Consider the following 23,612-nt stretch of genomic DNA (forward strand, 5'->3'; position numbering starts at 1 on the left):
GTGTTATTCGCCCTCGAGCAGCGTCTCGACCAGGCCATTGAGCTGCTGCTGGAACTGGCCGCCGGGGGAGGGGGGGTTGGGGTTCGAGGTGATTGCGATGGTCAGCTCGCGTTCGGGAATCACGTACAGCGCCTGGCCGCCGAAGCCGCGGCCGTAATAGGTCGGCTCGTCGGCCAGGGTGGTGATGAACCAGCCGTAGCCGTAGCCGTCGTTGGTCCAGGGCGAGCTGCCGCGGGCGGCCCAGGAGTCTTCGACCCAGCCCTCGGGCAGGATGCGCTGGCCGTTGAGCTGGCCGTCGTGGCGATACAGTTCACCGATCTGGATCAGCGCCCGCGGCGATAGCAGCATATCGTTGCCGCCGAAGTAGATGCCCTGCGGGTCGCGCGCCCAGGCCGGAATATTGATCGACAGCGGCTCGCCGAGCAGACGCTGGGCGAGTGCCAGGGTCGATTCGCCGCTGGCGCGGGTCAGCGCCGCCGAGAGCAGATGGCTGGAGCCAGTCGAGTAGAGCATGCGCCCTCCGGGCTCATCGACGAATGGCCGACCCAGGGCGTCTGCCACCCAGTCGGGGCTGGCGACCCAACTGCCGTAGTTGCTACCCGAGGTCCGTTCTAGCCCCGCCTGCAGGGCCATCAGGTGCCCGATCGTGATGTCGTTGACGCGCGGGTCGGCGCCGGCGGGTACGCGATCCCCCAGCAGCTCGACCAGCGACTGGTCGGCATCGTCGAGTACCCCCGCCTCGATGGCTGCGCCGGTGAGGGCTGCCAGCACCGTCTTCGACAGCGACTTGACGTTGGCCGGCGCGGCGGTGCCGGGACCGCCCTGATGATGATCGAGGACGATCTCGCCGTCATGGGCTACCACCAGTGCATGCACCCTGTCGAGCCGCTCGGTGGCTGCCTGCATGGCTGTCAGGGCCTGTTCGGAGGGGGCGCTGGCAGCTGCGCTGGCGGCCATCAGTCCAGCCAGGGCAAGGCTCGCCAGCGCGCTGATGAAGGCACGTGTTCCTCCCGGGGGCGAGACGGGCATAGGGCAATCTCCTTGTAGGTTGGCCTGGCTTCGAGCCGCATCCGGTGCGGTTGGTTCCCGGCCAGTCGCGTCAGTGGTGGCAGGATGCGGCAGGTGTGCAAGGTGGCTGAGGGCTGCTAGGCTGGAATCGTCGGTGCAACGAACGCCGACCGATCTGGGCAATGGCGTGCCGTCAGGAAGACGCGGCCTTGTTCATTACCTACCCCACTGCAAGGAGTGCTGCCATGCGAAGCATCATCTATATCATCGGTTTGATCGTTGTGGTCATGTTCCTACTGTCGCTGTTCGGCCTGCGCTGAGCCGGGATCCGGTGGTATGGCCATGTACGGCAGGTCCCGCTATCGGCCGCTACTGGCAGCGGGGCTGGCGTTGACCGTCACGCTACTCGGCGGTTGCGCTGCACGGATCATGCCCGAGTCACAGCTCGACACCCCACAGCCGGTTTATCTGGTCGACCACGGTCGTCACGCCAGCCTGGTAATTCCCCACGAGGATGGCCTTACGCGCTACTCATTCGGTGAGTGGCGCTGGTACGTGGAGGGCCGGCGTGGCGCCATGGCTGGATTGTCGGCTCTGCTATGGCCGACCGCCGGCGGACTCGGCCGCAAGGAGCATGCGGCGCTCGAGGCGCCGCCGCTGCCTGCGCGGGTGACGCCTGAAGGTCGCCAGCAGGTGTATGCTTTGAACGCCGAAGCAGTGCGCGTCGAGGCGCTGCGTCGACGGCTCGATGCCTATCATGCCGGTGCGCCCGAGCCGCCTGTCTACAGTGAAACCTTCGGGCTCTATTTCGTGCCCTACTCCCGCCACTACTGGGCCGGGCATCAGTCCAACCTCAAGGTCGTGGAGTGGTTGCAGGAACTTGGCATGCAGGTGCAGGGGTCGGCCTGGCTATCGCGTTGGCGCATCGTGGAAGATTGACGGCGAGGATCTTATGCTGAGGCTCAACAATCGGTAACAATCAGCAGGCTCGCTTTTCTGATCGTCACGAGTGTGTATGCTGAATGGTGAGCCTTACCCTAGCGTCGTGTAGGCAGTGACGGCGTCCATACGCAGTTACCAAGGGGAAACCACAAGATGGCACAACAATCGATGAGTGAGCTCTCACGAGACAACCGGGTACGCATCCTCGCCGGCATCGCGGTGATCGCGCTGGTCTACGCGCTGATCGCCAGTTCCGGCGCGAGTTCTGCGCGCGAGGAGCGCGATAGCCTCGAGGAGCGCGTGGCGGTGCTCGAAGGCGAGAATGATGCATTGCGCAGCGAAGTCGACACCTTCGCCGAGGCCCAGGGCAGCGTAGAAGAGGCGCAGCAAGAGCTGTCCACGCTCGAAGCCGATGCCGAGTCGGCCCGCGAGCGTCTTGCCGAGGTCGAGAGCGAGTTGGCCGACAGCGAGTCGCAGCTGGCCGAGCAGGAGGCCGCCTACGAGCAACGCCAGGCCGAAATGGAAGAGGAGCTCGAGACGCGCCGCCAGGCGCAGGAAGAGGAGCTGGCGGCCCGCCGCGACGAGCTCGAAGCGCAGGTCGAGGAGCTCAACGAGCAGGCCCAGGCGCTGGACGAGCAGGTGGCGCAGAAGCAGGCTGAGCTGGAAACGCTGGAAGCCCAGGCAGAAGAGACGCGTGAGGCCCGCGACAACGCGCGTGAGTCGTTCGAGGCACTGGAGGAGCAGATCGCCGAGGCCGAAGGGCGTCAGGCCGAACTGCAAAGCCAGGTCGAGTCTGGGCAGGACCACATCGCAACTCTCGAGGAGGAGATCGAAGCACTGGAAGCCCAGGCCGAGGAGCGCGAGGCCATGCTCGAAGAACTGGACGCCCAGATTGCGGCCTCCCAGCGTAGCTTCGACCATGTCGAGGAAGGGCTCAACGCTGCCCTCAACGAGTACGAGGCGACTGAGGCGCAGGTCGATGAGGCCGAGGCGCGTCTCAATGAGCTTTCCGAGCAGACTACTGCCCGTACTGAGCAGCTCGAGCGTCTTGAAGCCCAACTGGCCAACTGGCGTGACGAGCTCAGCGAGCTCGAAGCCAGCCTTGAAGCAGCAGCGGCGCAGCAGGAAGATGACGAGTGACCTGATCTGACGCCTGTGGCGCAGAGTCATGACACGGCGGCGAGCACCCAGTTCGCCGCCGTTTTTGGTGAGTCAGGCTAAAGTTGAGCATGGCACTTGGTTATAGCGCCCGCTACCGGGTTATACTCGCCGTTACACCGATCGGTGCCGACCGGTCGCCACGATCGACCAGCAGGAGCAAGCCGTGATCGAAGGGGTAAAGCATATCGTTGCCGTGGCCTCGGGCAAGGGGGGCGTGGGCAAGTCCACCGTGACCGTCAATCTGGCCCTGGCGATGGCCGCCGAAGGCTATCGGGTGGGCCTGCTCGACGCCGATATCTATGGTCCCAGCCAGGCGCAGATGCTAGGCATCGGCGAAGGCGTGAGGCCCCAGCAGGCTGGCGAGAACCAGTTCCAGCCGCTCGAGGCCCACGGCATTCAGGCGATGTCGATGGCCTTCATGGTAGATATCAACGAGCCGATGGTGTGGCGTGGGCCAATGGTTGCCGGGGCCTTCCAGCAGATGCTCAACCAGACTGCCTGGAACGACCTCGACTATCTGTTCATCGACATGCCGCCGGGTACCGGCGACATCCAGCTGACTCTGGCCCAGAAGGTGCCGGTGTCGGGGGCGGTGATCGTTACCACGCCGCAGGACATCGCCCTGCTCGACGCGCGCAAGGGCATCGAGATGTTCCGCAAGGTCAATGTCCCGGTGCTCGGCGTGGTCGAGAACATGAGCCTGCACGTCTGTTCCGAGTGTGGACACAGCGAGCCGATCTTCGGTGCTGGCGGTGGCGAGCGCATCGCGGCTCAGTACGAGACGCGCCTGCTTGGCCAGCTGCCGCTGACGCTATCGATTCGCGAGCAGTCCGACAGCGGCCGGCCGACGGTGATCAGCGACCCCGACAGCGAAGCAGCGGCGACCTTCCGCAACATGTCGCGTGCTGTGGTCGAAGGCGTCGCTGGCCAGCAGCCGCAGGGGCCGAGCATCAGCTTCGGTGACTGAATGCCGGCATTGCCAGCTTTGTATTCGTTGAACGGGCCGTTATCATAACGGCCCGATTTCTTTCTGGCCGCGTCACGGCGCGGCAGGCTTCGCCCCATCAAGGACGCCCCGATGAGTATCAAATCCGACAAATGGATCCGCCGCATGGCCGAGCGGGAAGGCATGATCGAGCCCTTCGAGGCCGACCAGGTGCGCTACGTGGACGAGCGTCGGGTGATCTCCTACGGGACCTCGAGCTATGGTTACGACGTGCGCTGTGCCGACGACTTCAAGGTGTTCACCAATATCCACTCGGCGGTGGTTGATCCCAAGGCCTTCGACGAGAAGAGCTTCGTCGATATCAAGGGCGATGTCTGCGTGATTCCACCCAACTCCTTCGCCCTGGCGCGGACTGTGGAGTATTTCCGCATTCCGCGTAGCGTGCTGACCATCTGCCTGGGCAAGTCGACCTACGCACGCTGTGGGATCATCGTCAACGTCACACCGCTGGAACCGGAGTGGGAAGGGCACGTGACGCTGGAGTTCTCCAACACCACCAACCTACCGGCCAAGATCTACGCTCACGAGGGCGTGGCGCAGATGCTGTTCCTGGAGTCCGATGAGGTGTGTGACACCTCCTACAAGGACCGCGGTGGCAAGTACATGGGGCAGCGGGGCGTGACCCTGCCCAGGACCTGAGCCGGCCCGGCTTCACCGGGAGCAGTGAGCGGCGCAGGGGACGGGGTGAAGCGGACATCTTTTTCAGGGACGAAAAAGCTAGCGCTTATTGATCCTCGTCCAGCTCCTCTGCGGCATCGGCATGCGACAGGCGCAGCCCCTGGGGCGGCAGCGGCATGCCGTCGAGGGTCGGGCCCTGGCTGCCGAGTTGCAGGCGACCCTGGAGGAACCACTTCACGGCGATGGGGTAGATCAGGTGCTCGCGGACGTGCACCTTGTTCTTTAGCGAGGCTGCATCGTCCTCGGCATCAACTGTCACCGCGGCCTGTACCACCACCGGCCCGCCGTCGAGCTCTTCGGTGACGAAGTGCACGCTGCAGCCGTGCTCGGTGACACCGTCGGCCAGCGCCCGGGCGTGGGTATCGAGCCCTTGATAGGCGGGCAGCAGCGAGGGGTGGATATTCAGCAGGCGGCCGTAGAAGCGCTGCACGAACAGCGGGGTCAGGATGCGCATGAAGCCGGCCAGCACGATCAGGTCGGGCTCGTGGCGTTCGATGACCTTGATCAGGGCGCCGTCGAAGGCCTCGCGGCTGTCGTACTCGCGATGCGGCAGGGCCACCGCGTCGATGCCGGCGTCGCGGGCGCGCTTGAGGCCATAGGCATCGGCCCGATTGGAGATCACCGCGACGATTTCGCCGCCCAGCTCATCGTAGGCCTGGGCGTCGATCAGCGCCTGAAGGTTGCTGCCGTTGCCGGAGATTAGCACTACCACGCGCCGCGCCTCGCTGGGTGCGGCGGTGAAGTCGTTGAGGGTATCGCTGGCCGGTGTGGGGCCTTCGGCGGAATGACTCATGCCGGGAGATTCTCCAGTTGGACCTGGGCCTCATCGCCGTGTCGCGGAGCGATCTCGCCGAGGCGATAGACGCGCTCGCCCTGGGCCTCGAGGTGGGCCTGCGCGGCCTCGGCCTGGGCCGCGGAAACCACCACCACCATGCCGATGCCGCAGTTGAGCACGCGGTGCATCTCGTGCTCGTCGACGTTGCCCTGCTGCTGCAGCCAGTCGAACACCGCCGGGCGTCTCCAGCGGGTCACATCGACGTGGGCGGTAAGGTTGTCGGGCAGCACTCGCGGTATGTTTTCGAGCAGGCCACCGCCGGTAATGTGCGACAGCGCATGCACCGCCACGCCGCTCTCCTTGATCAGCGACAGCAGCGGCTTGACGTAGATGCGGGTAGGGGCGAGCAGCGCCTCGCGCAGCGGCTGGCCGTCGAGTTGGGTATCCAGCGAGGCCGAGGAGACCTCAAGGATTTTGCGGATCAACGAATAGCCGTTGGAGTGCGGCCCGGAGGCTGCCAGACCGAGCAGCACGTCGCCGGCGGCGACCTGGCTGCCGTCGAGGATCTCGGACTTCTCGACCACCCCGACGCAGAAGCCGGCCAGATCGTAGTCGCTACCCGCGTACATACCGGGCATCTCGGCGGTCTCGCCGCCGACCAGCGCGCAGCCGGCCTGGAAACAGCCTTCACCGATGCCGGTTACCACGTCGGCGGCGATGTCCACATCCAGCTTGCCCGTGGCATAGTAGTCGAGGAACAGCAGCGGCTCGGCGCCGGCCACCACCAGGTCGTTGACGCACATGGCCACCAGGTCGATGCCGATGGTGTCGTGCTTGGCCAGGTCCATGGCCAGGCGCAGCTTGGTGCCGACGCCGTCGGTGCCGGACACCAGCACCGGTTCACGGTAGCCGCTGGGCAGCTGGCACAGCGCGCCGAAGCCGCCGAGTCCGCCCATCACCTCGGGGCGAGTGGTACGCTTGGCAACGCCCTTGATGCGTTCCACGAGGGCATTGCCGGCGTCGATGTCCACGCCGGCGTCCTTGTAGCTAAGGGACGCCTGGGGGGGCTGGGAGGAGCTGCTGGTCATGACCGATCCTGTCGAAGTACGGCGAAGAGATATAGGGTGAAAATGCGGCGTGAATTGTAGCATCACCTGACCGCGCCCGCACCGCCGGTGCGTGGCTAAGGCAAGGGTAGTGTCCACAGGAGTGGCCAACCAGCAACAGGGAGTAGCGGATGCGCAGAGAATGGTGGTTATTGGCCGTAGCGGCCGGCCTGGTGTGGCTGCTGGTGCAGCTCGAATCGATGTTGATGCCATTCATCGCCGGCATGATCATCGCTTATCTGGGCGATCCGCTGGCCAACCGTCTGCAGCGCCTGGGGCTGTCGCGGCCAATGGCGGTGAGTGGCGTGTTCCTGGTGCTGATTCTGGTGCTCAGCGTCAGTCTGCTGATCCTGATTCCGCTGATGGTGCAGCAGGCGCGCCAGTTTGGCGAAGTCGTGCCGACCATCTTCGAATGGTTCGAGACGGTGCTGGCTCCCCAGCTCCAGGCCTGGACCGGTTACGATCTGCGCGGTGAACTCGACAATGTGCAGGAGACGCTGGCCGAGCATTGGCAGGAAGCCGCCGGCCCCGCCGCAGACATCCTCAGTCACATCGGTCGCTCGGGACGCGCCTTCCTGACCTGGATCACCTATTTGTCGCTGGTGCCGGTGGTAGCCTTCTACCTGCTGCTCGACTGGGAGCGATTGCTGCACAGCATCCGCAGCCTGCTGCCACGCCAGTGGGAGCCGGATGTGACGCGGCTGGCGAATCGCTGCGACGAGGTGCTGTCGGCCTTCCTGCGCGGCCAACTGCTGGTGATGCTGTGCCTGGGGGCAATCTATGCGCTGGGCTTGACGGTGATGGGCGTGCGCTTCGGGCTGCTGATAGGGCTGATGGCTGGCCTGGCCAGTATCGTGCCATTTCTGGGCTTTATCGTCGGCATCAGCGTGGCGCTGGTGGTGGCGTTCTTCCAGTTCGGCAGCTGGCTGGCGCTGCTCGGCGTGGTGGTGGTGTTCAGCACCGGTCAGGCGGTGGAGAGCACGGTACTGCAGCCCAAGCTGCTCGGTGACAAGATCGGCCTGCATCCGGTGGCGGTGATCTTTGCCGTGCTGGCCGGCGGCAATCTGTTCGGCTTCACCGGCGTACTGCTGGCATTGCCCGCCGCAGCCGTCATCATGGTACTATTGCGAGAAGCCAAGGAACGCTACAAAAACAGCACCTTATATGATGCCGCGCGGAACGGCGACAGTGATGAGGAGCCCCCATGAGCCCTGGGCCTGCGCAGCTGCCGCTGGGTGTAGGATTGCGCGACGATGCGACCTTCGCCAATTTCCTGCCGGCTGGCAATGCCAGCCTGGTGCAGACACTGCGTGCCCAGTGGCAGCCCCACGGTGAACCGTTCCTGTTCCTGTGGGGGGCGAGTGGGGTGGGTCGCAGCCACCTGCTGCAGGCAGCCTGCCATGCCGCCACGGATCACGACAAGCGCGCGCTCTACCTGCCACTCGCTGAGTTGGGCCATTTCCCACCGCATATGCTCGAGGACTCCGAGCGTCTCGACCTGGTCGCCATCGACGACCTTGATAAGGTGCTCGGGCGGCGGCGCTGGGAGGAGGCGCTGTTCCACGCCTTCAACCGACTGCGCGATGCCGGCAAATGCCTGGTGATCGCCGCCTCTGCGGCGCCTCGCCAGCTCGACGTGGCATTGCCTGACCTGGCCTCGCGGCTGAGCTGGGGTACTACCTTCCACGTTCACCCGCTCGATGATGAGCAGCGCCTGGCGGCGCTCAAGCTGCGTGCCAGCGTGCGAGGCATGCAGCTGCCCGACGAAGTGGCGCGCTACATGCTGCATCGTGGCCCGCGGCGTCTCGGCGAGATGTGTGACGCCCTGGATACCCTGGACCGTGCCTCGCTCTCTGCCCAGCGCAAGCTGACCATCCCCTTCGTCAAGCAGGCGCTTGGCTGGTAGCCCCCTCGACCATTTCTGCACGCCGTGTTGCGCGAATCGGTCTACATTCAATGTGGGCTACCGTGGCAATGCCACCAGGAGGTGCGCGACACCAGTATTTCGGAGTGACCCCAGCAAGTACTACCGGTAACCATAAGAACCACAACTGACCGCCCGGATATGCGGTCGCCACTTCAGAGGTATCGCCTCATGAAAGTTCTTGCAGTCTCAGTCACCTCCGCACTGCTGTTGGGGGCCGCCACGGTGTGGGCCCAGCCCACCAGTGACGAGGCCCTCGAACGCATGCGTGGCATGCAGACCACCGGCCAGTCGCTGGCCATGCAGACGGTGCCTCAGGAGGGCGAGGTGGCCGATGCCATCCGCCGCAATCTGGAGCGTATCCGCCTGCCGCCGGGATTCCGGATCGAGCTCTACGCAGTGGTGCCCGATGCCCGGCATATGGCCGTCGGGCCCTCCAGCGGGGTGGTCTTCGTCGGTACCCGCAAGACCGACATGTGGTCGGTCACCGATCGTACCAAGAACCGCGTCGCCGACGAGGTCAAGCGCTTCGCGCCGGCGATCTCCTTCACCCAGCCGGGTCCCTGTTTCACCTCGGACGGCTTCCTCTACGTGGCCGAGCACAATCGCGTGCTGGTATTTCCGGCTGCCGAATTCTTCTTCGAGGGGCCCGATGTGGCGGTAGATATCGTGGTACCTAGCGGTGAGTTGATCCCTGTCGAGGAGGAGAGCTTCAACCACGGTGCACGGGTCTGTGCGCTGGGCGCCGACAACAAGCTCTACGTCTCGCTGGGCCAGCCCTACAACGTTCAGCCTGCCGAAAAGCGTGAACTCTACGAGGAGATCGGCATCGGTGGAATCGTGCGCATGGAGCGAGACGGCAGCCGCCGCGAGGTATTCGCCAAGGGAGTGCGCAACTCGGTTGGTATCACCTTCCATCCCGATACTGAGGAGCTGTGGTTCACCGACAATCAGGTCGACGGCATGGGTGACGATATCCCGCCCGGTGAGATTAACCATGCGCCCAAGCCCGGCATGCACTTCGGCATGCCGTGGTACGGTGGCGGCGATACCCGCACCGTCGACTATCGCGACGAAGAGCCGCCGGAAGGGCTGACATTCCCGGTGGTGGAAACCGTCGCCCATGCGGCGGATCTGGGATTGACCTTCTATCGTGGCGAGATGTTTCCCGACGCGTATCGTGGCGGCTTGTTCAGCGCTCAGCGAGGCAGCTGGAACCGTTCTACCCCGGTGGGTGCGAGGGTGATGTTCACTCCCTTTGCCGAGGACGGCAGTGGACCGAGTGGTGCCACCATCCCCTTTGCAGAGGGCTGGCTGGACGAGAGTAGCGGCGAGTACTACGGGCGGATCGCTGATGTGGCCCAACTGGCCGACGGATCGCTGCTGGTCTCCGACGATACCGCCGGTGCCATCTACCGGATCTCCTATGTCTCCCCAGCGGTCCCTGAGAACGAGACCTGAGGCGCATCGCTGATGCAACGGCCCCGCGTGCGGGGCCGTTCTGAACGCCTGGTACTCGGCGATCGCGATCAGCGTCGAGCTGCCAGATGGCAAGGCGCTCAGCGGCTCAGATTGACGTTGACCCGCTGGCCGCTGTTGAGCCTGACCTGATTGATGATGATCCGCGGCCTGCCGTCGGACGGCGTGACGCTGCCCGAGACGTAGTAGTCGCCGGCCGGCAGACCGTTGACGGTGAAGCGCCCGTCGTCGTCGGTGCTGGCCTGGCGGGTATAGGCCTGGGCGCGCGGGTCGGCGGGCTCCACGGCTTGTCCGGCCAGCGCCTTCTCGGCGGCTTCGGCAGAGTAGGTGGTGACCGGCGCCACCGAGACGCGACTGTTGCGACCGACCAGCGTGCCCGACGCGGTGTTAAGGGTCAGCCTGCCGCTGATCGAGCCGCTGCCGTGCTTCTCCAGCGCCGCGTATTCGGCCTCGGGGAAGGCTACTTCGCGGGCCACGCGGCCCGGCGGCGCGGCTTCATCAGGAGCGCGCTCGGCCTCGGTGCCGACGTCGGTGACTTCGATGCGTTCCGGAGGCGGCCCGGGGCTGGTGTCGATCAGCTGGCAGCCGCTGACGGCCAGGCCGGTGGCGACGATGACCAGGTATTTCATCAGACTCTTGGGCATTGCCTGTCTCCTACGTCCGTGTCTGCATCGCTGGGCTTGAGTCTATGTCGCCACCATTCCCGGCGCCAGCGTCACTTGAAAGCATGACGGGTCGCTACCATGGTAAAGGAAGGTGTCCTAGAGGCACGCATCGACAGGGAGGCGAGCATGACCAAGACACGACGCGAGCGCGACAGCATGGGCGAGCTGGAGGTGCCGGAGAGTGCCCTCTACGGCGCCCAGACTCAGCGTGCGGTGAACAACTTTCCGGTCAGCGGGCAGCGCCTGCCGATGGCCTTCATCCATGGTGTGGCCCACGTCAAGCTGGCTGCGGCGCGGGTCAATGCCGAGCTTGGCCTTCTCGATACGGCGCGCGCCGAAGCCATCGCCGCCGCCGCGCGGGAGATCCTCGACGGTCGCCACGACGAGCAGTTTCCGGTAGATGTCTTCCAGACCGGCTCCGGCACCTCGACCAACATGAATGTCAACGAGGTGATCGCCCACCTGGCATCGCGCCAGGATCTGCCGGTGGGGCCCAATGACCACGTCAACATGGGCCAGTCGAGCAACGACGTGATCCCCACCGCGCTGCATCTGTCCGCCGCTATCGGGGTCGAGCAGCGGCTGCTGCCGGCCCTCGACCACCTGCGCCAGACCATCGAGGCGCGGGCGGCCGAGCTCGACGGGGTGGTCAAGACCGGCCGCACCCATTTGATGGATGCCATGCCGGTGCGCATGAGTCAGGAGCTTGGCGCCTGGGCGAGCCAGGTGGCGCAAGCCAGCGAGCGCCTGGCAAGCGGTCAGCAGCGCCTCGGTCGGTTGGCCCAGGGCGGTACCGCGGTGGGTACCGGTATCAATGCCCACCCTGAGTTTTCCGAACGCATGGCACGCACGCTCGCCGAGCAGACCGGGCTGGCGCTGTCGCCCAACGACAGCCTGTTTGCCAGCCTGGCCTCCCAGGATGCCGCGGTCGAACTTTCCGGCCACTTGCGCGGCTACGCTTGCGTGGTGATGAAGATCGCCAACGACCTGCGCTGGATGAATTCGGGGCCGCTGGCCGGGCTCGGCGAGATCGAGCTCGAGGCGTTGCAGCCGGGCAGCTCGATCATGCCGGGCAAGGTCAATCCGGTGATTCCCGAGTCAGCGGCCCAGGTCGCGGCCCAGGTGATCGGGCTGGATAGCGCGGTCACGGTGGCCGGCCAGAGCGGCAACTTCCAGCTCAATGTGATGCTGCCGCTGATCGCCAACAACCTGCTGACCGGCATCGCGCTGCTGAGCAATATCAGTCACCTGCTCGCCGACCGTGCCATCGCCACCTTCAAGGTGCGCGAGGAGCATCTGCGTGAACCCCTGGCGCGCAATCCAATCCTGGTCACCGCGCTCAACTCGGTGATCGGCTATGACGCGGCGGCGGCGATCGCCAAGCAGGCCTATCAGGCCGGGCGGCCGATTCTCGATGTGGCCGAGGAGCAGACCGAGCTGTCGCGCGAGGAGCTCGAGCGCCTGCTCGACCCGGCGGCGCTGACCCGCGGCGGCATACCCGAGTGAGGTTCGCAAGCGAACATGGCATCAGGCCAAGGTAGATAGGCGGCACTGCTCGGAATTGATCCGCCGACAAGCCTACGAGGAGGCGCTGTGAACCCTTCCCTGGGCACTACCTTGCGCCCTGCTGCGCTCTCGCATCCTGCTCCGCTTGCAGGACCGGTGCTGGCCATCCATGGCCAGCCCGTTCGAAGCGATGCTTCTCACCCATGGCGCAAACCTTGTGTCTCTCCAGTGGGTGGTGATTAGCTACCACTGCTCACGGCCTGGGTGTCAGGCGATATGCAGGGTAACGTCATGGTTCTCCAGCAGCCGGCAGATGGTCTCCGAGGGGCGACGATCGGTGAACAGGGCATCGAGCTGGGAGATGTTGCCCTGGCGTACTACCGGGTTGCGGTGGAACTTGGAGTGGTCGGCGGCCAGGAAGACCTGCCGTGAGTTGCGGATGATCGCCTGGGCGACGCGCACCTCCTGATAGTCGAATTCTAGCAGTGAGCCATCTTCGTCGATGCCGCTGATGCCGATGATGCCGAAATCGACCTTGAACTGATTGATGAAGTCGATGGTTGCCTCGCCGATGATGCCGCCGTCGCGGGCACGCACCTGGCCGCCGGCGACGATCACGTTGAAGTCTTCCTTGTGCTGCAGGGCGGCGGCCACGTTGAGGTTGTTGGTGATCACCTCGAGCCCCTTGTGATGCTCGAGGGCATCGGCGATGACTTCGTTGCTGGTGCCGATATTGATGAACAGCGAGGCGTTGTCGGGAATCTTGGAGGCCAGCAGCTGGGCAATGCGGCGCTTGGCATCCAGGTTGAGGGTCTTGCGCGTGCTGTAGGAGGTGTTGACGGTGCTCGACTCGAGGCCGGCGCCGCCGTGCACGCGGCGGATCAGGCCTTCCGCAGCCAGGGCATTGAGGTCGCGACGAACGGTCTGGGGTGTGACATCGAAATGGCCGGTGAGCTGCTCGATGGCGGCATATCCCTGGCGCTTTACCAGTGCCACGATGGCATCCTGACGTTCCCGCTGATTCATGCGACCTCCTTGATGTTGTCGCCAGTCTACGTGATTTCGCCAATCTGAAACATCATACATGCGCGTCGGGCGATGCATACCAGGTGGCAGTGTTCGACTAAGGTGCAAGTGAAAGTCACCGGCAAAGGTTTGAGCCGTTCTCGGGACTAGTTTAGTCTCGAATCGTCGTAAACGAACATTGATGCCGCGAAAACGAAAATACCAATCAACCATCGAGGACCTCGCCATGCCCGCCTACCTGCTTGCCATCGACCAGGGAACTACCAGTTCGCGGGCGATTCTGTTCGACCGGCAGGCCAACGTCGTCGAGGTTGCCCAGCAGGAGTTCACCCAGCATTTTCCTGAAGATGGCTGGATCGAACACGAGGCCGAGGACATCTGGCGCAGCGTCGAGCAGACCTGCCGCCAGGTGCTCGAACAGGCCGCTATCGGCGCCGATGAGGTGGCGGGAATCGGCATCACCAACCAGCGCGAGACCACGCTGCTGTGGGATCGCAGCACCGGCGAGGTGCTGCACCGAGCGATCGTGTGGCAGGATCGGCGCACCGCTGACCTGTGCCAGCGGCTGCGCGATGACGGCCACACGTCGCTGGTGCAGTCGCGCACTGGGCTGCTGATCGACCCCTATTTCTCTGCCACCAAGCTGGCTTGGCTGCTGGAGCACGTCGAGGGCGCGCGGGAACGCGCCGAGCGCGGCGAGCTGGCCTTCGGTACCGTCGATACCTTCCTGATCTGGCGTCTCACTGGTGGCAAGGTACACGCCACCGATGCCACCAACGCCTCGCGCACCGCGCTGTTCAATATTCATCAGCAGTGCTGGGACGACGAGCTGCTGGCGCTATTCGGCATTCCGGCCTCGTTGCTGCCGGAGGTCAAGGATTCCAGCGACGACTTCGGCCAGGCCGAGGAGGCGTTCTTGGGCACGGCGCTGCCGATTGCCGGTGTTGCCGGCGACCAGCAGGCGGCGCTGTTCGGCCAGGCCTGCTTCGAGCCGGGAATGGGCAAGAGCACCTATGGCACCGGCTGCTTCATGATTCTCAATACCGGCGATAGTGCCGAGACCTCGCGCAACCGGCTGCTGACCACCGTGGGCTACCGCCTGAACGGCAAGCCGACCTACGCCATGGAGGGCAGTATCTTCGTGGCCGGGGCGACGGTGCAGTGGCTGCGCGACGGGCTCAAGCTGTTCCAGGATGCGGCCGAAACCGAGGCGCTGGCCAAGAAGACGCGTGAGGGGCACCACGTCTACCTGGTGCCAGCCTTCACCGGTCTTGGCGCGCCGCACTGGGATCCCCAGGCACGCGGGGCGATCTTCGGTCTGACCCGGGATACCGGTATCGCCGAGATTGTCGCCGCCGGCCTCCAGGCGGTCTGCTACCAGACCCGTGATCTGCAGGTGTGCATGAATGACGACATGGCCGCCAATACCGGCACGTTGCGGGTCGATGGCGGCATGGTGCGCAACAACTGGCTGATGCAGTTTCTGGCAGACATGCTCGGGGTGCCGGTGGATCGGCCCACGGTGCTCGAGACCACGGCACTGGGCGCCGCCTACTTGGCCGGCCTGCAGATCGGCTGGTACCGCGACCTGGACGAAATCGCCGAGCTATGGCGCTGCGAGCGCACCTTCGAGCCGAGCATGCCCGGCGACGAGCGCGAGCGCCTCTATCAGGGCTGGCAGGATGCCGTGGCGCGCGTCAAATCCTGACGCGGTATATCGCCAAGCGGCTGATCGCCAAGAATTTTTACGCTACTATTGCATTCGCGGGGCGGATGCGTAAAATACGCATCCGTTGCCAGGCAAGCCATATGCTGGGAAGCGGCAGGACCATAGCTCAGTTGGTTAGAGCGCCACGTTGACATCGTGGAGGTCAGCGGTTCAAATCCGCTTGGTCCTACCAGTTCAGGTGCATCATTGGCAGCACGCAACGGCAGTCACGAAATAGGACCATAGCTCAGTTGGTTAGAGCGCCACGTTGACATCGTGGAGGTCAGCGGTTCAAATCCGCTTGGTCCTACCAGAATCCAGAGACGGCCCCGTAGCGCATTCGCTACGGGGCCGTTTTGCGTCTGGCTGCTAGCTCGCGGCGGCGAGGTCGCTACGCGCGACGAAGACCGCGACCAGCTGCTCGATCCCGGCCTGGTCGGCGGCGCTGAAGCGCGCCGGCAGCGGGCTGTCGAGGTCGAGCACGCCCCATAGCTGCGTTTCGGCAAGGATGGGCACCACCAGTTCAGAGCGCGAGGCCGCATCGCAGGCGATATGGTCGGCCACGGCGTGAACGTCGGCGACGCGCTGGGTCTGGCGGCTGCGCGCCGCGGCGCCGCATACGCCCTTGGCGAAGGGGATCGGGTTGCAGGCCGGCTGACCCTGGAAGGGGCCGAGCGTCAGCAGCTGCGGCTGGCGCTGCAGGTAGAAGCCTGCCCAGTTGAGGTCGGGCACGCCATGCATGATGAAGGCGCAGGTCTGGGCGCTGTTGGTCAGCCAGTCGCGGCCGTCGAGCAGCGCCTCGAGCTGGCGTGCCAGTAGGTCATAGTCGGTGGACATGGTGTCTCCTCACGGCAAACGGCCGGCACAAGGCCGGCCGCTGCTGAGTTGCGCTATGCGACGGGCTTACTCCCAGCCGGGAACCGCGCCGCCGTCGAACAGCTCTTCGGCCTTGGCGGCCACTTCGTCGCGCTGGTAGGCGCTGACCAACTGGCGAATCTCCTCGCGCTCTTCATCGCCGGCGCGCACCACGATCAGGTTGACGTAGGGCGAGTCGGGACCTTCGCGAACCAGGGCGTCGTCGAGGCTGAGGCCAGCAGGCTGGGCGAAGGTGTTATTGATGAAGGCCATGTCGACATCGGGGAGTACCCGCGGCAGCTGGGCGGCCTCGATCTCGCGGAACTGGAAGTCGCGCGGGTTCTCGATCACGTTGACCGGCGTGGCTTCGAGGTTCTCGGGGTCGTCGAGCTCGATCAGTCCCTCGTTATGCATCAGGATCAGTGCGCGGCCTTCATTGGACGGATCGTTGGGCAGCGCGATAATGGCGCCGTCGGGCAGTTCATCGATGCTGGCGTGGCGCTCGGAGTAGGCACCGATCGGATAGACGAAGCTGCGTCCGGCGGCGACCAGCTCGTAGCCGCGGTCTTCGACCATGCTCTGCAGGTAGGGCTCGTGCTGGTAAGCGTTGGCGTCGAGGCTGCCGTCGGCCAGCGCCGCATTGGGTGAGACGTAGTCGGTGAATTCGACGATCTCGACGTCGAGGTCGTACTCCTCCTTGGCGATGCGTACCGCAACTTCCATGACCTCGGTTTCCGGGCCGGCCACGGTGCCGACGCTGATCGAGCGAGTCTCGGCGGCGTCGTCGCCGTTGCCGCAGCCGGCCAGCGCCAGGCTGCCGGCGAGCATCAAGCCGCCGAGCAGGCGCGACGGGGTGAACTGGCGGGAGAGGGTGTCATTCATGAGCGCTGTATCTCCTTGATGCCTCGAAGCGAGGCGGTGGAGGCGCCGCTATTCCAGGTGCGACGCCGAGTGAAAATGGATCACTTGTGGTCGGTGCGGCGTACCAGATGGTCACCTAGGCTCTGGAAACCCTGCACCATGACCACCAGGATCGCCACGGTGATCAGCATCACCGTGGGATCGAAGCGGTTGTAGCCGTAGCGTATGCCAAGGTCGCCGAGGCCGCCGCCGCCCACGGCACCGGCCATCGCCGAATAGCTGACCAGGGTCACCACGGTGATGGTCAGGCCGGTAATGATGCCGCCCAGCGCCTCGGGCAGCAGCACCTTGGTGATGATCTGCAGTGGTGTGGCGCCCATCGACTGGGCGGCCTCGATCAGGCCCGGCGAGATCTCGTTCAGGGCCCCCTCCACCAGTCGCGCCACGAACGGAATCGCGGCGATGGTCAGCGGCACTATCGCGGCGTTGGTGCCGATCGAGGTGCCGGCAATCATCCGCGTGAAGGGAATGATCGCCACCATCAGGATGATGAAGGGCACCGAGCGGCCGATATTGGTGACCACCCCCAGTACCCGATTGAGCGCCGGCTGGGCGAGGATCTGGCGTGGCCGGGTGACGTATAGCAGTACGCCCAGCGGCACCCCGAGCAGCGCCGAGAGCAGGCTCGAGACACCGACCATGTAGAGGGTGTCGAGGGTCGCCTTGAGGATCAGATCAAGCATCGCGCTGGACATGGCCGAGCAGCTCCACGTGAAGGTCATGGGTTTCGAGGTAGTCGATGGCCTCGCGGGTCTTGCTCTCCGGGCCGATCAGCTCGGCGATCATCAGCCCCAGGGTGCGGCCCTGGATGGATTCGACCTTGGCCTGCAGGATGCTGACGTCGATCTGGCAGTCGCGGGCCAGCCGCGAGATCAGCGGCGTCGACACGGCGTCGCCGGAGAAGGCCAGACGCACCACCGGGTGCGAGTGGGGGCCTGATGCCGCGTCGAGGCGCTCGACCAGTGCCCGCGGCGGTTCGAGCTTGAGGAATTCGTTGATGAACTCGCGGCCCAGTTGGGTGCGCGGTGCGGTAAAGAAGTCACCCACCTCGGCCTCTTCGACCAGGTCGCCGGCCGAGATCAGGCCGACCCGATGGCAGATCCGCTTGACCACTTCCATCTCGTGGGTGATTAGCAGAATGGTCAGGCCCAGGCTGCGGTTGATCTCCTGCAGCAGGGCGAGGATCGAGCCAGTGGTCTGGGGGTCGAGGGCCGAGGTGGCCTCGTCGCACAGCAGTACCTTGGGCTTGCTGGCTAGGGCGCGGGCGATCGCCACGCGCTGCTTCTGGCCGCCGGAGAGCTGCGCCGGATACTGGTCGGTCTTGTCGCTGAGGCCGACCAGCTCGAGCAGCGGGGTGACTCGCTGGCGAATCTCGCGGCGCGGAACGCCCATCAGCTCCAGGGGAAGGGCGACATTGGCAAAGACCGTGCGTGAGTCGAGCAGGTTGAAGTGCTGGAAGATCATGCCAATGCGGTGGCGGGCCTGGTTGAGCATGGTGCCGCTGAGGGTGGTGAGCTCCTGGCCGTCGACGCTGACGCTGCCGCTGGTGGGCCGCTCGAGCAGGTTGACGCAGCGAATCAGTGTCGACTTGCCGGCCCCTGAGAGGCCGATGACGCCGTAAATGGTGCCTTCGGGGACATGCAGGTCGAGCGGCTTGAGTGCCTCGACGGCGCTGTCGCCCTGGCCGTAGGTCTTGGAGACGTTGGAGAGTGTGATCATGGTCCTGTCGCGTTGCGGCGCTGGCGGGCTTGGGCAGCAGGCGGCCGAAAAAAAGGCCACCCTGGCGGGTGGCCATCAACGCTGGACACACCCTTTTAGCTGCACTTCTCGCTTCCCGTAGGAAGGAGGGCGCCCGCAATCTGGGGTCAAATCGGCGCCTGAATATGTGGCGCAAATTCTAGGCGGCGCACTCGGATAATGTCAACGACCTTAGTTCAAGATAAGGGTTGCTGGCCAATGGTATAGGAAATATTTCTGATTTTTTCCATTATGAAGAGGTTTTGACTGCCATTGTCCGGGCGCCGCCGGCGCGCCCGGCGTGGACGTCCGGCACGCCGATTCATTACACTTGATGGCTTTCCAGCGTCTGGTGCAACCGTCGGGCGCGGATCGATCAGGGGCGGGAGAGAGCATGTTCACAGGCATCGTACAGGGCACGGCGGCGGTCACCCGGGTCATCGAGAAAAGCGAGTTTCGCACCCACGTGCTGGCGCTCGACGCAGCACTGCGTGAAGGCCTTGCGCTGGGTGCCTCGGTGGCGCACAACGGCGTGTGCCTGACAGTCACCGCCATCGACGGCGAGGAGGTCAGCTTCGACCTGATGCGCGAGACCCTGAGGTTGACCAATCTTGGTGCACTCGAGGTGGGTGATAGCGTCAATATCGAGCGGGCGGCGCGTTTCGGTGATGAAATCGGCGGCCACGCCATGTCCGGTCATGTCATCACCATGGCCGAGTTGGTCGAGCTGGACGAAGCGCCCAACAATCGCCGGCTGTGGTTCGAGCTCGACGCAGAATTCGGTCGCTTCATCTTCGACAAGGGCTATATCGGCGTCGACGGCATCAGCCTGACCATTGGCGGTGTGGCGTCCGGTGCGGCGGGGCGGGTGCGCTTCTGCGTCAATCTGATACCCGAGACACTGGCGCGCACCGTTCTCGCCGAGCGTCGCCCCGGCGATCGCGTCAATGTCGAGATAGACCCGCAGACCCAGGCCATCGTCGAGACCGTCGAGCGGGTGCTGGCAAGCCGCGAAGGGCACTAAAACGCTTGCTTTGACCGCTCCGTCAAGTTTTCGTTGGTGGTACGGGTGGCCAATGGCGCAGCGCTTGCTTATAGATAGGGGGTGGCGGCGAGAGATGCCGACCATCACAACAATCAACGCAGGTCGCCATGCCCTCGATACGCGCCTCGCATCCGCCGGCGCCTTTGGGTACCATGTGCGGCTTTTCTCGCACCCTGGGCGCTGAGCGTCCACGCGCAGGACTGACCCATGAAACGACTGCTCGACAACCACTTCAAGCTGTCAGAACACAATACCTCCATCAAGACCGAGGTCATTGCCGGGATCACCACCTTCCTGACCATGGCCTATATCATCTTCGTCAATCCCAGCATCCTCTCCGAGGCCGGCATGGACTACGGCGCGGTGTTCGTCGCCACCTGTCTGGCGGCGGCGGTGGGCTGTCTGATCATGGGGCTGTGGGCCAACTATCCGATCGCCCAGGCGCCGGGCATGGGGCTCAACGCCTTCTTTACCTATGGCGTAGTGCTGGGCATGGGCTACACCTGGGAGGCGGCACTGGGGGCGGTGTTCTTCTCCGGCTTCATCTTCTTCCTGCTCAGCGTGTTCAAGATTCGCGAGTGGATCATCAACGCCATACCGCTCTCGCTGCGCCTCGGCATTGCGGCTGGCATCGGCCTGTTCCTGGCCATGATCGCGCTCAAGAACGCCGGCATCGTGGTCTCTAATCCGGCCACCTACGTGGCGCTGGGCGATCTCTCCCAACCGTCGGCGATCTATGCCCTGGTCGGCTTCTTCGCGATCACCGCGCTGGCCCATCTCAAGGTCACCGGTGCGGTGATGATCGGTATCCTCGGCGTTACCGTGGTGGCCATCCTGTTCGGCCACAGCGAGTACGGTGGTATGGTCTCGGCGCCGCCGTCGATCGCCCCGACCTTCATGGCGTTGGACTTCGCCGGTGCGTTGGACGTGGCTATGCTCAGCGTGATCTTCGCCTTCCTGTTCGTCGACCTGTTCGATACCTCCGGTACCCTGATCGGGGTGGCGCACCGCGGCAAGCTGCTCGACAAGGATGGCAAGCTGCCGCGCATCGGCCGGGCGATGATGGCCGACAGCGGGGCCTCCATGGCCGGCGCGGTGATGGGCACCTCGACCACCACCAGCTACATTGAATCCACGGCTGGCATTGCCTCGGGCGGGCGCACCGGCCTTACCGCGGTGGTGGTCGCCGGGCTGTTCCTGATCAGCCTGTTCTTCGCTCCGCTGGCTGGCTCAATTCCGGCCTATGCCACCGCCGGTGCGCTGCTCTACGTGGCGGTACTGATGGCCGGCAGTCTGGCCCACGCCGACTGGGACGACGTGACTGAGGCAGCCCCGGTGCTGATCGCTGCCCTGGCCATGCCGCTGACCTTCTCGATCGCCGAGGGCATCGCCCTGGGCTTCGTCAGCTACGTGGCGATCAAGACGCTGTCGGGCCGTTTCAGCGATCTCAACCCGGCGGTGATTGTGTTGGCACTGCTGTTCGTTCTCAAATTCCTTTTTCTCGACTGACCCGATGGGACCCGACCCCCGATGAGCATATACGGCGACTACATCAAATCCGTGATTCGTACCGTCCCCGACTGGCCGCACCCGGGGGTCAACTTCCGCGATATCACGCCGCTGCTGCAGAACAGTGCGGCCTTCCGCAAGCTGATCGACAGTTTCGTGCATCGCTATCAGGAAATGGATCTGGATGCGATCGCCGCCATCGATGCGCGTGGCTTCATTATCGGCGCACCGCTGGCCTACGAGCTGGGCTGCAGTTTCGTGCCGGTACGCAAGAAGGGCAAGCTGCCGTTCCGTACCGTCAGCGAGACCTATACCCTGGAGTACGGCAAGTCGGAGGTCGAGCTGCACTCCGACGCCTTCCAACAGGGCGACCGTATCCTGGTCATGGACGACCTGATCGCTACTGGCGGCACCATGCTGGCCGCCTCCAAGCTGATCACCCGTAGTGGCGGCCAGGTGGTGGAAACCGCCACCATCATCGACCTGCCGGAGCTCGGCGGGTCGCAGAAGATTCGCGACGCAGGCTACGGCGTGTTCGCAGTCTGTTCCTTCACCGAGGACGAGTAACCAGGTCCTCCCCTGTGGTTTACCGGTATATCGATCATGAGCGCCAATCGCTATCAGCAGCACTTCACCGTTTCCTGGGACCAGCTTCACCGCGATGTGCGGGCGCTGTGCCATCAACTCGTCGAGCGTGACTTCAAGGGCATCATCGCCATCACTCGCGGCGGGCTGATTCCCGCCGCGCTGATCGCCCGCGAGCTCAACGTGCGGCTGATCGACACCGTATGCATCAAGAGCTACGACCACATGGACCAGGGCGGCCTGGACGTCATGAAGGGCGTCGAGCACGACGGCGACGGCTGGCTGCTGGTCGACGACCTGGTCGACACCGGCAAGACCGCCCGTGCGGTGCGCGAGATGTTGCCCAAGGCACACTTCGTCACCATCTACGCCAAGCCCGAAGGGCGCCCGCTGGTCGACCAGTGTCTCACCGAGGTGGCCCAGGATTGCTGGATCCAGTTCCCCTGGGATATGGGGATTGCCTACGTCGAGCCGCTGGTCGATCAAGTGCGCGGCCAGACGCCCTGAGTGAGGAGAGTCATGATGCCGGAATCACCGCTTCCCGAGAGTTGGCAGGCGCATCTCGGGGCCGAGCTGGAAGCCCCACACATGCAGGCACTGCGCGATTTCCTGGCCGCCGAGAAGGCCGCGCGCAAGGTCATCTACCCGCACTCGGCGCACTGGTTCCGCGCCTTTCAGCTGACTCCGCTTGACCAGGTCAAGGTGGTGGTGCTCGGGCAAGACCCCTACCACGGTCCCGATCAGGCCCACGGCCTGTGCTTTTCGGTGCGCCCCGGGGTACCAACGCCGCCGTCGCTGCAGAACATCTACAAGGAGCTGGCCCAGGACCTCGGCACCACGCCGGTCAACCACGGCTTCCTCGAGTACTGGGCGCGGCAGGGCGTACTGATGCTCAACAGCGTGCTCACGGTGGAGCAGGGCAATGCCGGCTCACATCGCGGTCGTGGCTGGGAAACCTTTACCGACCGTGCCATCGCCGCGGTCAACGAGCAGTGCGACCACGTTGCCTTCCTGCTGTGGGGCAGCTATGCCCAGAAGAAGGCCGCCTTCGTCGACCGCAGCCGCCACCTGGTGCTACATTCTCCGCACCCTTCGCCGCTGTCGGCGCATCGTGGCTTCTTTGGCCAGCGGCATTTCTCACAGGCCAACGCGTTTCTGGCTGCCCATGGCCGCGAGCCCATCGACTGGCAGCTACCCGCCGCCCCGGAAGCCGTTGGGCCTTAACCTGAACGCCTGATCAGGCTAGAATTGCGCGCAATTTGTCCATCCAATAGACGTCAGCCTGACGAGGGAGCTTTCCGCCATGAGCGTTCACGCCATCGACCATCCTCTGGTACAGCACAAGCTCGGCCTGATGCGCGAAGCGGGGATCAGCACCAAGAGCTTTCGCGAGCTGGCCGGTGAGCTGGCCAAGCTGCTGACCTACGAGGCGACCCAGGACCTCGAGCTGCAGACCCAGGAGATCGACGGCTGGAGCGGCGACAAGATCCCGGTGCAGCTGCTCAAGGGCAAGAAGGTCACCATCGTGCCGATTCTGCGCGCCGGGCTCGGCATGCTGGATGGCGTCACCGACCTGATTCCCAGCGCGCGGATCAGCGTGGTGGGACTCTATCGTAACGAGGAAACTCTCGAGCCGGTGCCCTATTTCGAGAAGTTCACCAACGACCTCGACGAGCGCCTGGCGATCGTCATCGACCCGATGCTGGCCACCGGTGGCTCGATGCTGGCTACCCTCGACATGCTCAAGGCCCGCGGCTGCCCGCTGATGAAGGTGATCGTGCTGGTTGCCGCACCGGAAGGCATTCGCCGCGTGCAGGAGGCCTACCCTGAGGTCGAGATCTACACCGCGGCCATCGACGAGCGCCTCGACGAGAACGGCTATATCGTCCCAGGACTGGGCGATGCTGGAGATAAAATTTTCGGCACCCGCTAATGGCTCAAAAATTCAATTACTCAATGCCCCTGATATTCAGGGG

Annotated in this window: 24 protein-coding genes and 2 tRNA genes; 17 read left to right on the forward strand and 9 right to left on the reverse strand. The window is 64.5% G+C overall.

The window, feature by feature from the left end; genetic code table 11:
* Positions 1-3 precede the first annotated feature (3 nt).
* Positions 4-1,029 (reverse strand): serine hydrolase domain-containing protein, encoded by a 1,026-nt coding sequence (locus tag CK498_RS00960; RefSeq protein ID WP_229358919.1) that lies wholly within the window; start codon positions 1,027-1,029, stop codon positions 4-6.
* Between the two features lie 321 nt (positions 1,030-1,350).
* Between CK498_RS00960 and CK498_RS00965 the strand changes: the two genes are divergently transcribed.
* The 4 genes from CK498_RS00965 (at position 1,351) to dcd (ending at position 4,756) form a co-directional block, all read left to right on the forward strand.
* Entirely contained in the window at positions 1,351-1,947 is a 597-nt protein-coding gene (locus tag CK498_RS00965) for a hypothetical protein (RefSeq protein ID WP_141246891.1), read from the forward strand.
* Between the two features lie 156 nt (positions 1,948-2,103).
* Positions 2,104-3,090, forward strand: coding sequence for a coiled-coil domain-containing protein (locus CK498_RS00970; RefSeq protein ID WP_141246892.1), 987 nt, complete (start codon positions 2,104-2,106; stop codon positions 3,088-3,090).
* A 187-nt stretch (positions 3,091-3,277) separates the two neighbouring features.
* Complete coding sequence (gene apbC / locus CK498_RS00975; RefSeq protein WP_176475702.1) at positions 3,278-4,078, forward strand: iron-sulfur cluster carrier protein ApbC; 801 nt, start codon at positions 3,278-3,280, stop codon at positions 4,076-4,078.
* A gap of 111 nt (positions 4,079-4,189) precedes the next feature.
* Positions 4,190-4,756 (forward strand): dCTP deaminase, encoded by a 567-nt coding sequence (gene dcd, locus CK498_RS00980; RefSeq protein ID WP_095618996.1) that lies wholly within the window; start codon positions 4,190-4,192, stop codon positions 4,754-4,756.
* 85 nt (positions 4,757-4,841) lie between these two features.
* Here the strand turns inward: dcd and purN are convergent, their stop codons facing one another.
* Both purN and purM read right to left on the reverse strand, forming a co-directional pair.
* Positions 4,842-5,588 (reverse strand): phosphoribosylglycinamide formyltransferase, encoded by a 747-nt coding sequence (gene purN / locus CK498_RS00985; RefSeq protein ID WP_095618997.1) that lies wholly within the window; start codon positions 5,586-5,588, stop codon positions 4,842-4,844.
* Complete coding sequence (gene purM / locus CK498_RS00990) at positions 5,585-6,658, reverse strand: phosphoribosylformylglycinamidine cyclo-ligase (protein WP_095618998.1); 1,074 nt, start codon at positions 6,656-6,658, stop codon at positions 5,585-5,587. Before purM ends, purN begins: the two co-directional genes overlap by 4 nt.
* A gap of 149 nt (positions 6,659-6,807) precedes the next feature.
* Here purM and CK498_RS00995 point away from each other — a divergent pair, with 149 nt between their 5' ends.
* The 3 genes from CK498_RS00995 (at position 6,808) to CK498_RS01005 (ending at position 10,061) form a co-directional block, all read left to right on the forward strand.
* Positions 6,808-7,884, forward strand: coding sequence for an AI-2E family transporter (locus CK498_RS00995; protein ID WP_095618999.1), 1,077 nt, complete (start codon positions 6,808-6,810; stop codon positions 7,882-7,884).
* On the forward strand, positions 7,881-8,582 hold the full coding sequence (gene hda, locus CK498_RS01000) for a DnaA regulatory inactivator Hda (protein WP_095619000.1): 702 nt from the start codon (positions 7,881-7,883) through the stop codon (positions 8,580-8,582). Before CK498_RS00995 ends, hda begins: the two co-directional genes overlap by 4 nt.
* 189 nt (positions 8,583-8,771) lie before the next feature.
* Entirely contained in the window at positions 8,772-10,061 is a 1,290-nt protein-coding gene (locus tag CK498_RS01005) for a PQQ-dependent sugar dehydrogenase (protein WP_095619001.1), read from the forward strand.
* 98 nt (positions 10,062-10,159) lie between these two features.
* Here CK498_RS01005 and CK498_RS01010 read toward each other — a convergent pair whose 3' ends face one another.
* Complete coding sequence (locus tag CK498_RS01010; RefSeq protein ID WP_229358920.1) at positions 10,160-10,723, reverse strand: carboxypeptidase-like regulatory domain-containing protein; 564 nt, start codon at positions 10,721-10,723, stop codon at positions 10,160-10,162.
* Between the two features lie 147 nt (positions 10,724-10,870).
* On the opposite strand from CK498_RS01010, the gene CK498_RS01015 reads away from it, so the two are divergent.
* Complete coding sequence (locus CK498_RS01015; RefSeq protein WP_095619002.1) at positions 10,871-12,250, forward strand: class II fumarate hydratase; 1,380 nt, start codon at positions 10,871-10,873, stop codon at positions 12,248-12,250.
* Positions 12,251-12,517: 267 nt separating this feature from the next.
* On the opposite strand, the gene CK498_RS01020 is transcribed toward CK498_RS01015, so the two are convergent.
* On the reverse strand, positions 12,518-13,276 hold the full coding sequence (locus CK498_RS01020) for a DeoR/GlpR family transcriptional regulator (RefSeq protein ID WP_095619003.1): 759 nt from the start codon (positions 13,274-13,276) through the stop codon (positions 12,518-12,520).
* A gap of 226 nt (positions 13,277-13,502) precedes the next feature.
* On the opposite strand from CK498_RS01020, the gene glpK reads away from it, so the two are divergent.
* The 3 genes from glpK to CK498_RS01035 all read left to right on the forward strand — a co-directional run bounded on the left by glpK (position 13,503) and on the right by CK498_RS01035 (position 15,297).
* The gene (gene glpK / locus CK498_RS01025; protein ID WP_095619004.1) at positions 13,503-14,984 is read left to right on the forward strand and encodes a glycerol kinase GlpK; all 1,482 of its coding nucleotides are present in this window, start codon (positions 13,503-13,505) and stop codon (positions 14,982-14,984) included.
* A 116-nt stretch (positions 14,985-15,100) separates the two neighbouring features.
* A tRNA-Val gene (locus CK498_RS01030) sits at positions 15,101-15,177 on the forward strand.
* A gap of 43 nt (positions 15,178-15,220) precedes the next feature.
* Positions 15,221-15,297 (forward strand) — tRNA-Val (locus CK498_RS01035).
* A 56-nt stretch (positions 15,298-15,353) separates the two neighbouring features.
* On the opposite strand, the gene CK498_RS01040 is transcribed toward CK498_RS01035, so the two are convergent.
* The 4 genes from CK498_RS01040 to CK498_RS01055 form a co-directional block, all read right to left on the reverse strand.
* Entirely contained in the window at positions 15,354-15,821 is a 468-nt protein-coding gene (locus CK498_RS01040) for a GAF domain-containing protein (protein WP_095619005.1), read from the reverse strand.
* A 66-nt stretch (positions 15,822-15,887) separates the two neighbouring features.
* Positions 15,888-16,721 (reverse strand): MetQ/NlpA family ABC transporter substrate-binding protein, encoded by an 834-nt coding sequence (locus CK498_RS01045; protein WP_095619006.1) that lies wholly within the window; start codon positions 16,719-16,721, stop codon positions 15,888-15,890.
* Between the two features lie 80 nt (positions 16,722-16,801).
* Positions 16,802-17,455: a methionine ABC transporter permease gene (locus CK498_RS01050; protein WP_095619007.1), complete on the reverse strand. Its 654-nt coding sequence runs from the start codon at positions 17,453-17,455 to the stop codon at positions 16,802-16,804.
* Positions 17,436-18,479, reverse strand: a complete 1,044-nt coding sequence (locus CK498_RS01055; protein WP_095619008.1) for a methionine ABC transporter ATP-binding protein — start codon at positions 18,477-18,479, stop codon at positions 17,436-17,438. Before CK498_RS01055 ends, CK498_RS01050 begins: the two co-directional genes overlap by 20 nt.
* A gap of 412 nt (positions 18,480-18,891) precedes the next feature.
* Here CK498_RS01055 and CK498_RS01060 point away from each other — a divergent pair, with 412 nt between their 5' ends.
* The 6 genes from CK498_RS01060 (at position 18,892) to upp (ending at position 23,569) form a co-directional block, all read left to right on the forward strand.
* Positions 18,892-19,521 carry a riboflavin synthase subunit alpha gene (locus CK498_RS01060; protein WP_095619009.1) on the forward strand — a complete coding sequence of 210 codons (630 nt, stop codon included), beginning with the start codon at positions 18,892-18,894 and terminating at the stop codon, positions 19,519-19,521.
* A gap of 228 nt (positions 19,522-19,749) precedes the next feature.
* Positions 19,750-21,051 carry an NCS2 family permease gene (locus CK498_RS01065; protein WP_095619010.1) on the forward strand — a complete coding sequence of 434 codons (1,302 nt, stop codon included), beginning with the start codon at positions 19,750-19,752 and terminating at the stop codon, positions 21,049-21,051.
* A gap of 21 nt (positions 21,052-21,072) precedes the next feature.
* Positions 21,073-21,618 carry an adenine phosphoribosyltransferase gene (locus CK498_RS01070; protein ID WP_095619011.1) on the forward strand — a complete coding sequence of 182 codons (546 nt, stop codon included), beginning with the start codon at positions 21,073-21,075 and terminating at the stop codon, positions 21,616-21,618.
* Between the two features lie 36 nt (positions 21,619-21,654).
* Positions 21,655-22,143 (forward strand): xanthine phosphoribosyltransferase, encoded by a 489-nt coding sequence (gene gpt, locus CK498_RS01075; RefSeq protein WP_095619012.1) that lies wholly within the window; start codon positions 21,655-21,657, stop codon positions 22,141-22,143.
* Positions 22,144-22,158: 15 nt separating this feature from the next.
* Positions 22,159-22,860 (forward strand): uracil-DNA glycosylase, encoded by a 702-nt coding sequence (ung, locus tag CK498_RS01080; RefSeq protein WP_095619553.1) that lies wholly within the window; start codon positions 22,159-22,161, stop codon positions 22,858-22,860.
* Positions 22,861-22,939: 79 nt separating this feature from the next.
* Complete coding sequence (gene upp, locus CK498_RS01085; protein ID WP_095619013.1) at positions 22,940-23,569, forward strand: uracil phosphoribosyltransferase; 630 nt, start codon at positions 22,940-22,942, stop codon at positions 23,567-23,569.
* Positions 23,570-23,612: the final 43 nt, after the last annotated feature.

Source organism: Halomonas salipaludis, assembly GCF_002286975.1.
GTDB lineage: Bacteria > Pseudomonadota > Gammaproteobacteria > Pseudomonadales > Halomonadaceae > Franzmannia > Franzmannia salipaludis.

Bases quoted from the DNA above. Each gene is read 5' to 3' on its own strand.
- CK498_RS00960 (WP_229358919.1), bottom strand. From the start codon at position 1,029: ATGCCCGTCTCGCCCCCGGGAGGAACACGTGCCTTCATCAGCGCGCTG.
- CK498_RS00965 (WP_141246891.1), top strand. From the start codon at position 1,351: ATGTACGGCAGGTCCCGCTATCGGCCGCTACTGGCAGCGGGGCTGGCG.
- CK498_RS00970 (WP_141246892.1), top strand. From the start codon at position 2,104: ATGGCACAACAATCGATGAGTGAGCTCTCACGAGACAACCGGGTACGC.
- dcd (WP_095618996.1), top strand. From the start codon at position 4,190: ATGAGTATCAAATCCGACAAATGGATCCGCCGCATGGCCGAGCGGGAA.
- purN (WP_095618997.1), bottom strand. From the start codon at position 5,588: ATGAGTCATTCCGCCGAAGGCCCCACACCGGCCAGCGATACCCTCAAC.
- purM (WP_095618998.1), bottom strand. From the start codon at position 6,658: ATGACCAGCAGCTCCTCCCAGCCCCCCCAGGCGTCCCTTAGCTACAAG.
- CK498_RS00995 (WP_095618999.1), top strand. From the start codon at position 6,808: ATGCGCAGAGAATGGTGGTTATTGGCCGTAGCGGCCGGCCTGGTGTGG.
- hda (WP_095619000.1), top strand. From the start codon at position 7,881: ATGAGCCCTGGGCCTGCGCAGCTGCCGCTGGGTGTAGGATTGCGCGAC.
- CK498_RS01005 (WP_095619001.1), top strand. From the start codon at position 8,772: ATGAAAGTTCTTGCAGTCTCAGTCACCTCCGCACTGCTGTTGGGGGCC.
- CK498_RS01010 (WP_229358920.1), bottom strand. From the start codon at position 10,723: ATGCCCAAGAGTCTGATGAAATACCTGGTCATCGTCGCCACCGGCCTG.
- CK498_RS01015 (WP_095619002.1), top strand. From the start codon at position 10,871: ATGACCAAGACACGACGCGAGCGCGACAGCATGGGCGAGCTGGAGGTG.
- CK498_RS01020 (WP_095619003.1), bottom strand. From the start codon at position 13,276: ATGAATCAGCGGGAACGTCAGGATGCCATCGTGGCACTGGTAAAGCGC.
- glpK (WP_095619004.1), top strand. From the start codon at position 13,503: ATGCCCGCCTACCTGCTTGCCATCGACCAGGGAACTACCAGTTCGCGG.
- CK498_RS01040 (WP_095619005.1), bottom strand. From the start codon at position 15,821: ATGTCCACCGACTATGACCTACTGGCACGCCAGCTCGAGGCGCTGCTC.
- CK498_RS01045 (WP_095619006.1), bottom strand. From the start codon at position 16,721: ATGAATGACACCCTCTCCCGCCAGTTCACCCCGTCGCGCCTGCTCGGC.
- CK498_RS01050 (WP_095619007.1), bottom strand. From the start codon at position 17,455: ATGTCCAGCGCGATGCTTGATCTGATCCTCAAGGCGACCCTCGACACC.
- CK498_RS01055 (WP_095619008.1), bottom strand. From the start codon at position 18,479: ATGATCACACTCTCCAACGTCTCCAAGACCTACGGCCAGGGCGACAGC.
- CK498_RS01060 (WP_095619009.1), top strand. From the start codon at position 18,892: ATGTTCACAGGCATCGTACAGGGCACGGCGGCGGTCACCCGGGTCATC.
- CK498_RS01065 (WP_095619010.1), top strand. From the start codon at position 19,750: ATGAAACGACTGCTCGACAACCACTTCAAGCTGTCAGAACACAATACC.
- CK498_RS01070 (WP_095619011.1), top strand. From the start codon at position 21,073: ATGAGCATATACGGCGACTACATCAAATCCGTGATTCGTACCGTCCCC.
- gpt (WP_095619012.1), top strand. From the start codon at position 21,655: ATGAGCGCCAATCGCTATCAGCAGCACTTCACCGTTTCCTGGGACCAG.
- ung (WP_095619553.1), top strand. From the start codon at position 22,159: ATGCCGGAATCACCGCTTCCCGAGAGTTGGCAGGCGCATCTCGGGGCC.
- upp (WP_095619013.1), top strand. From the start codon at position 22,940: ATGAGCGTTCACGCCATCGACCATCCTCTGGTACAGCACAAGCTCGGC.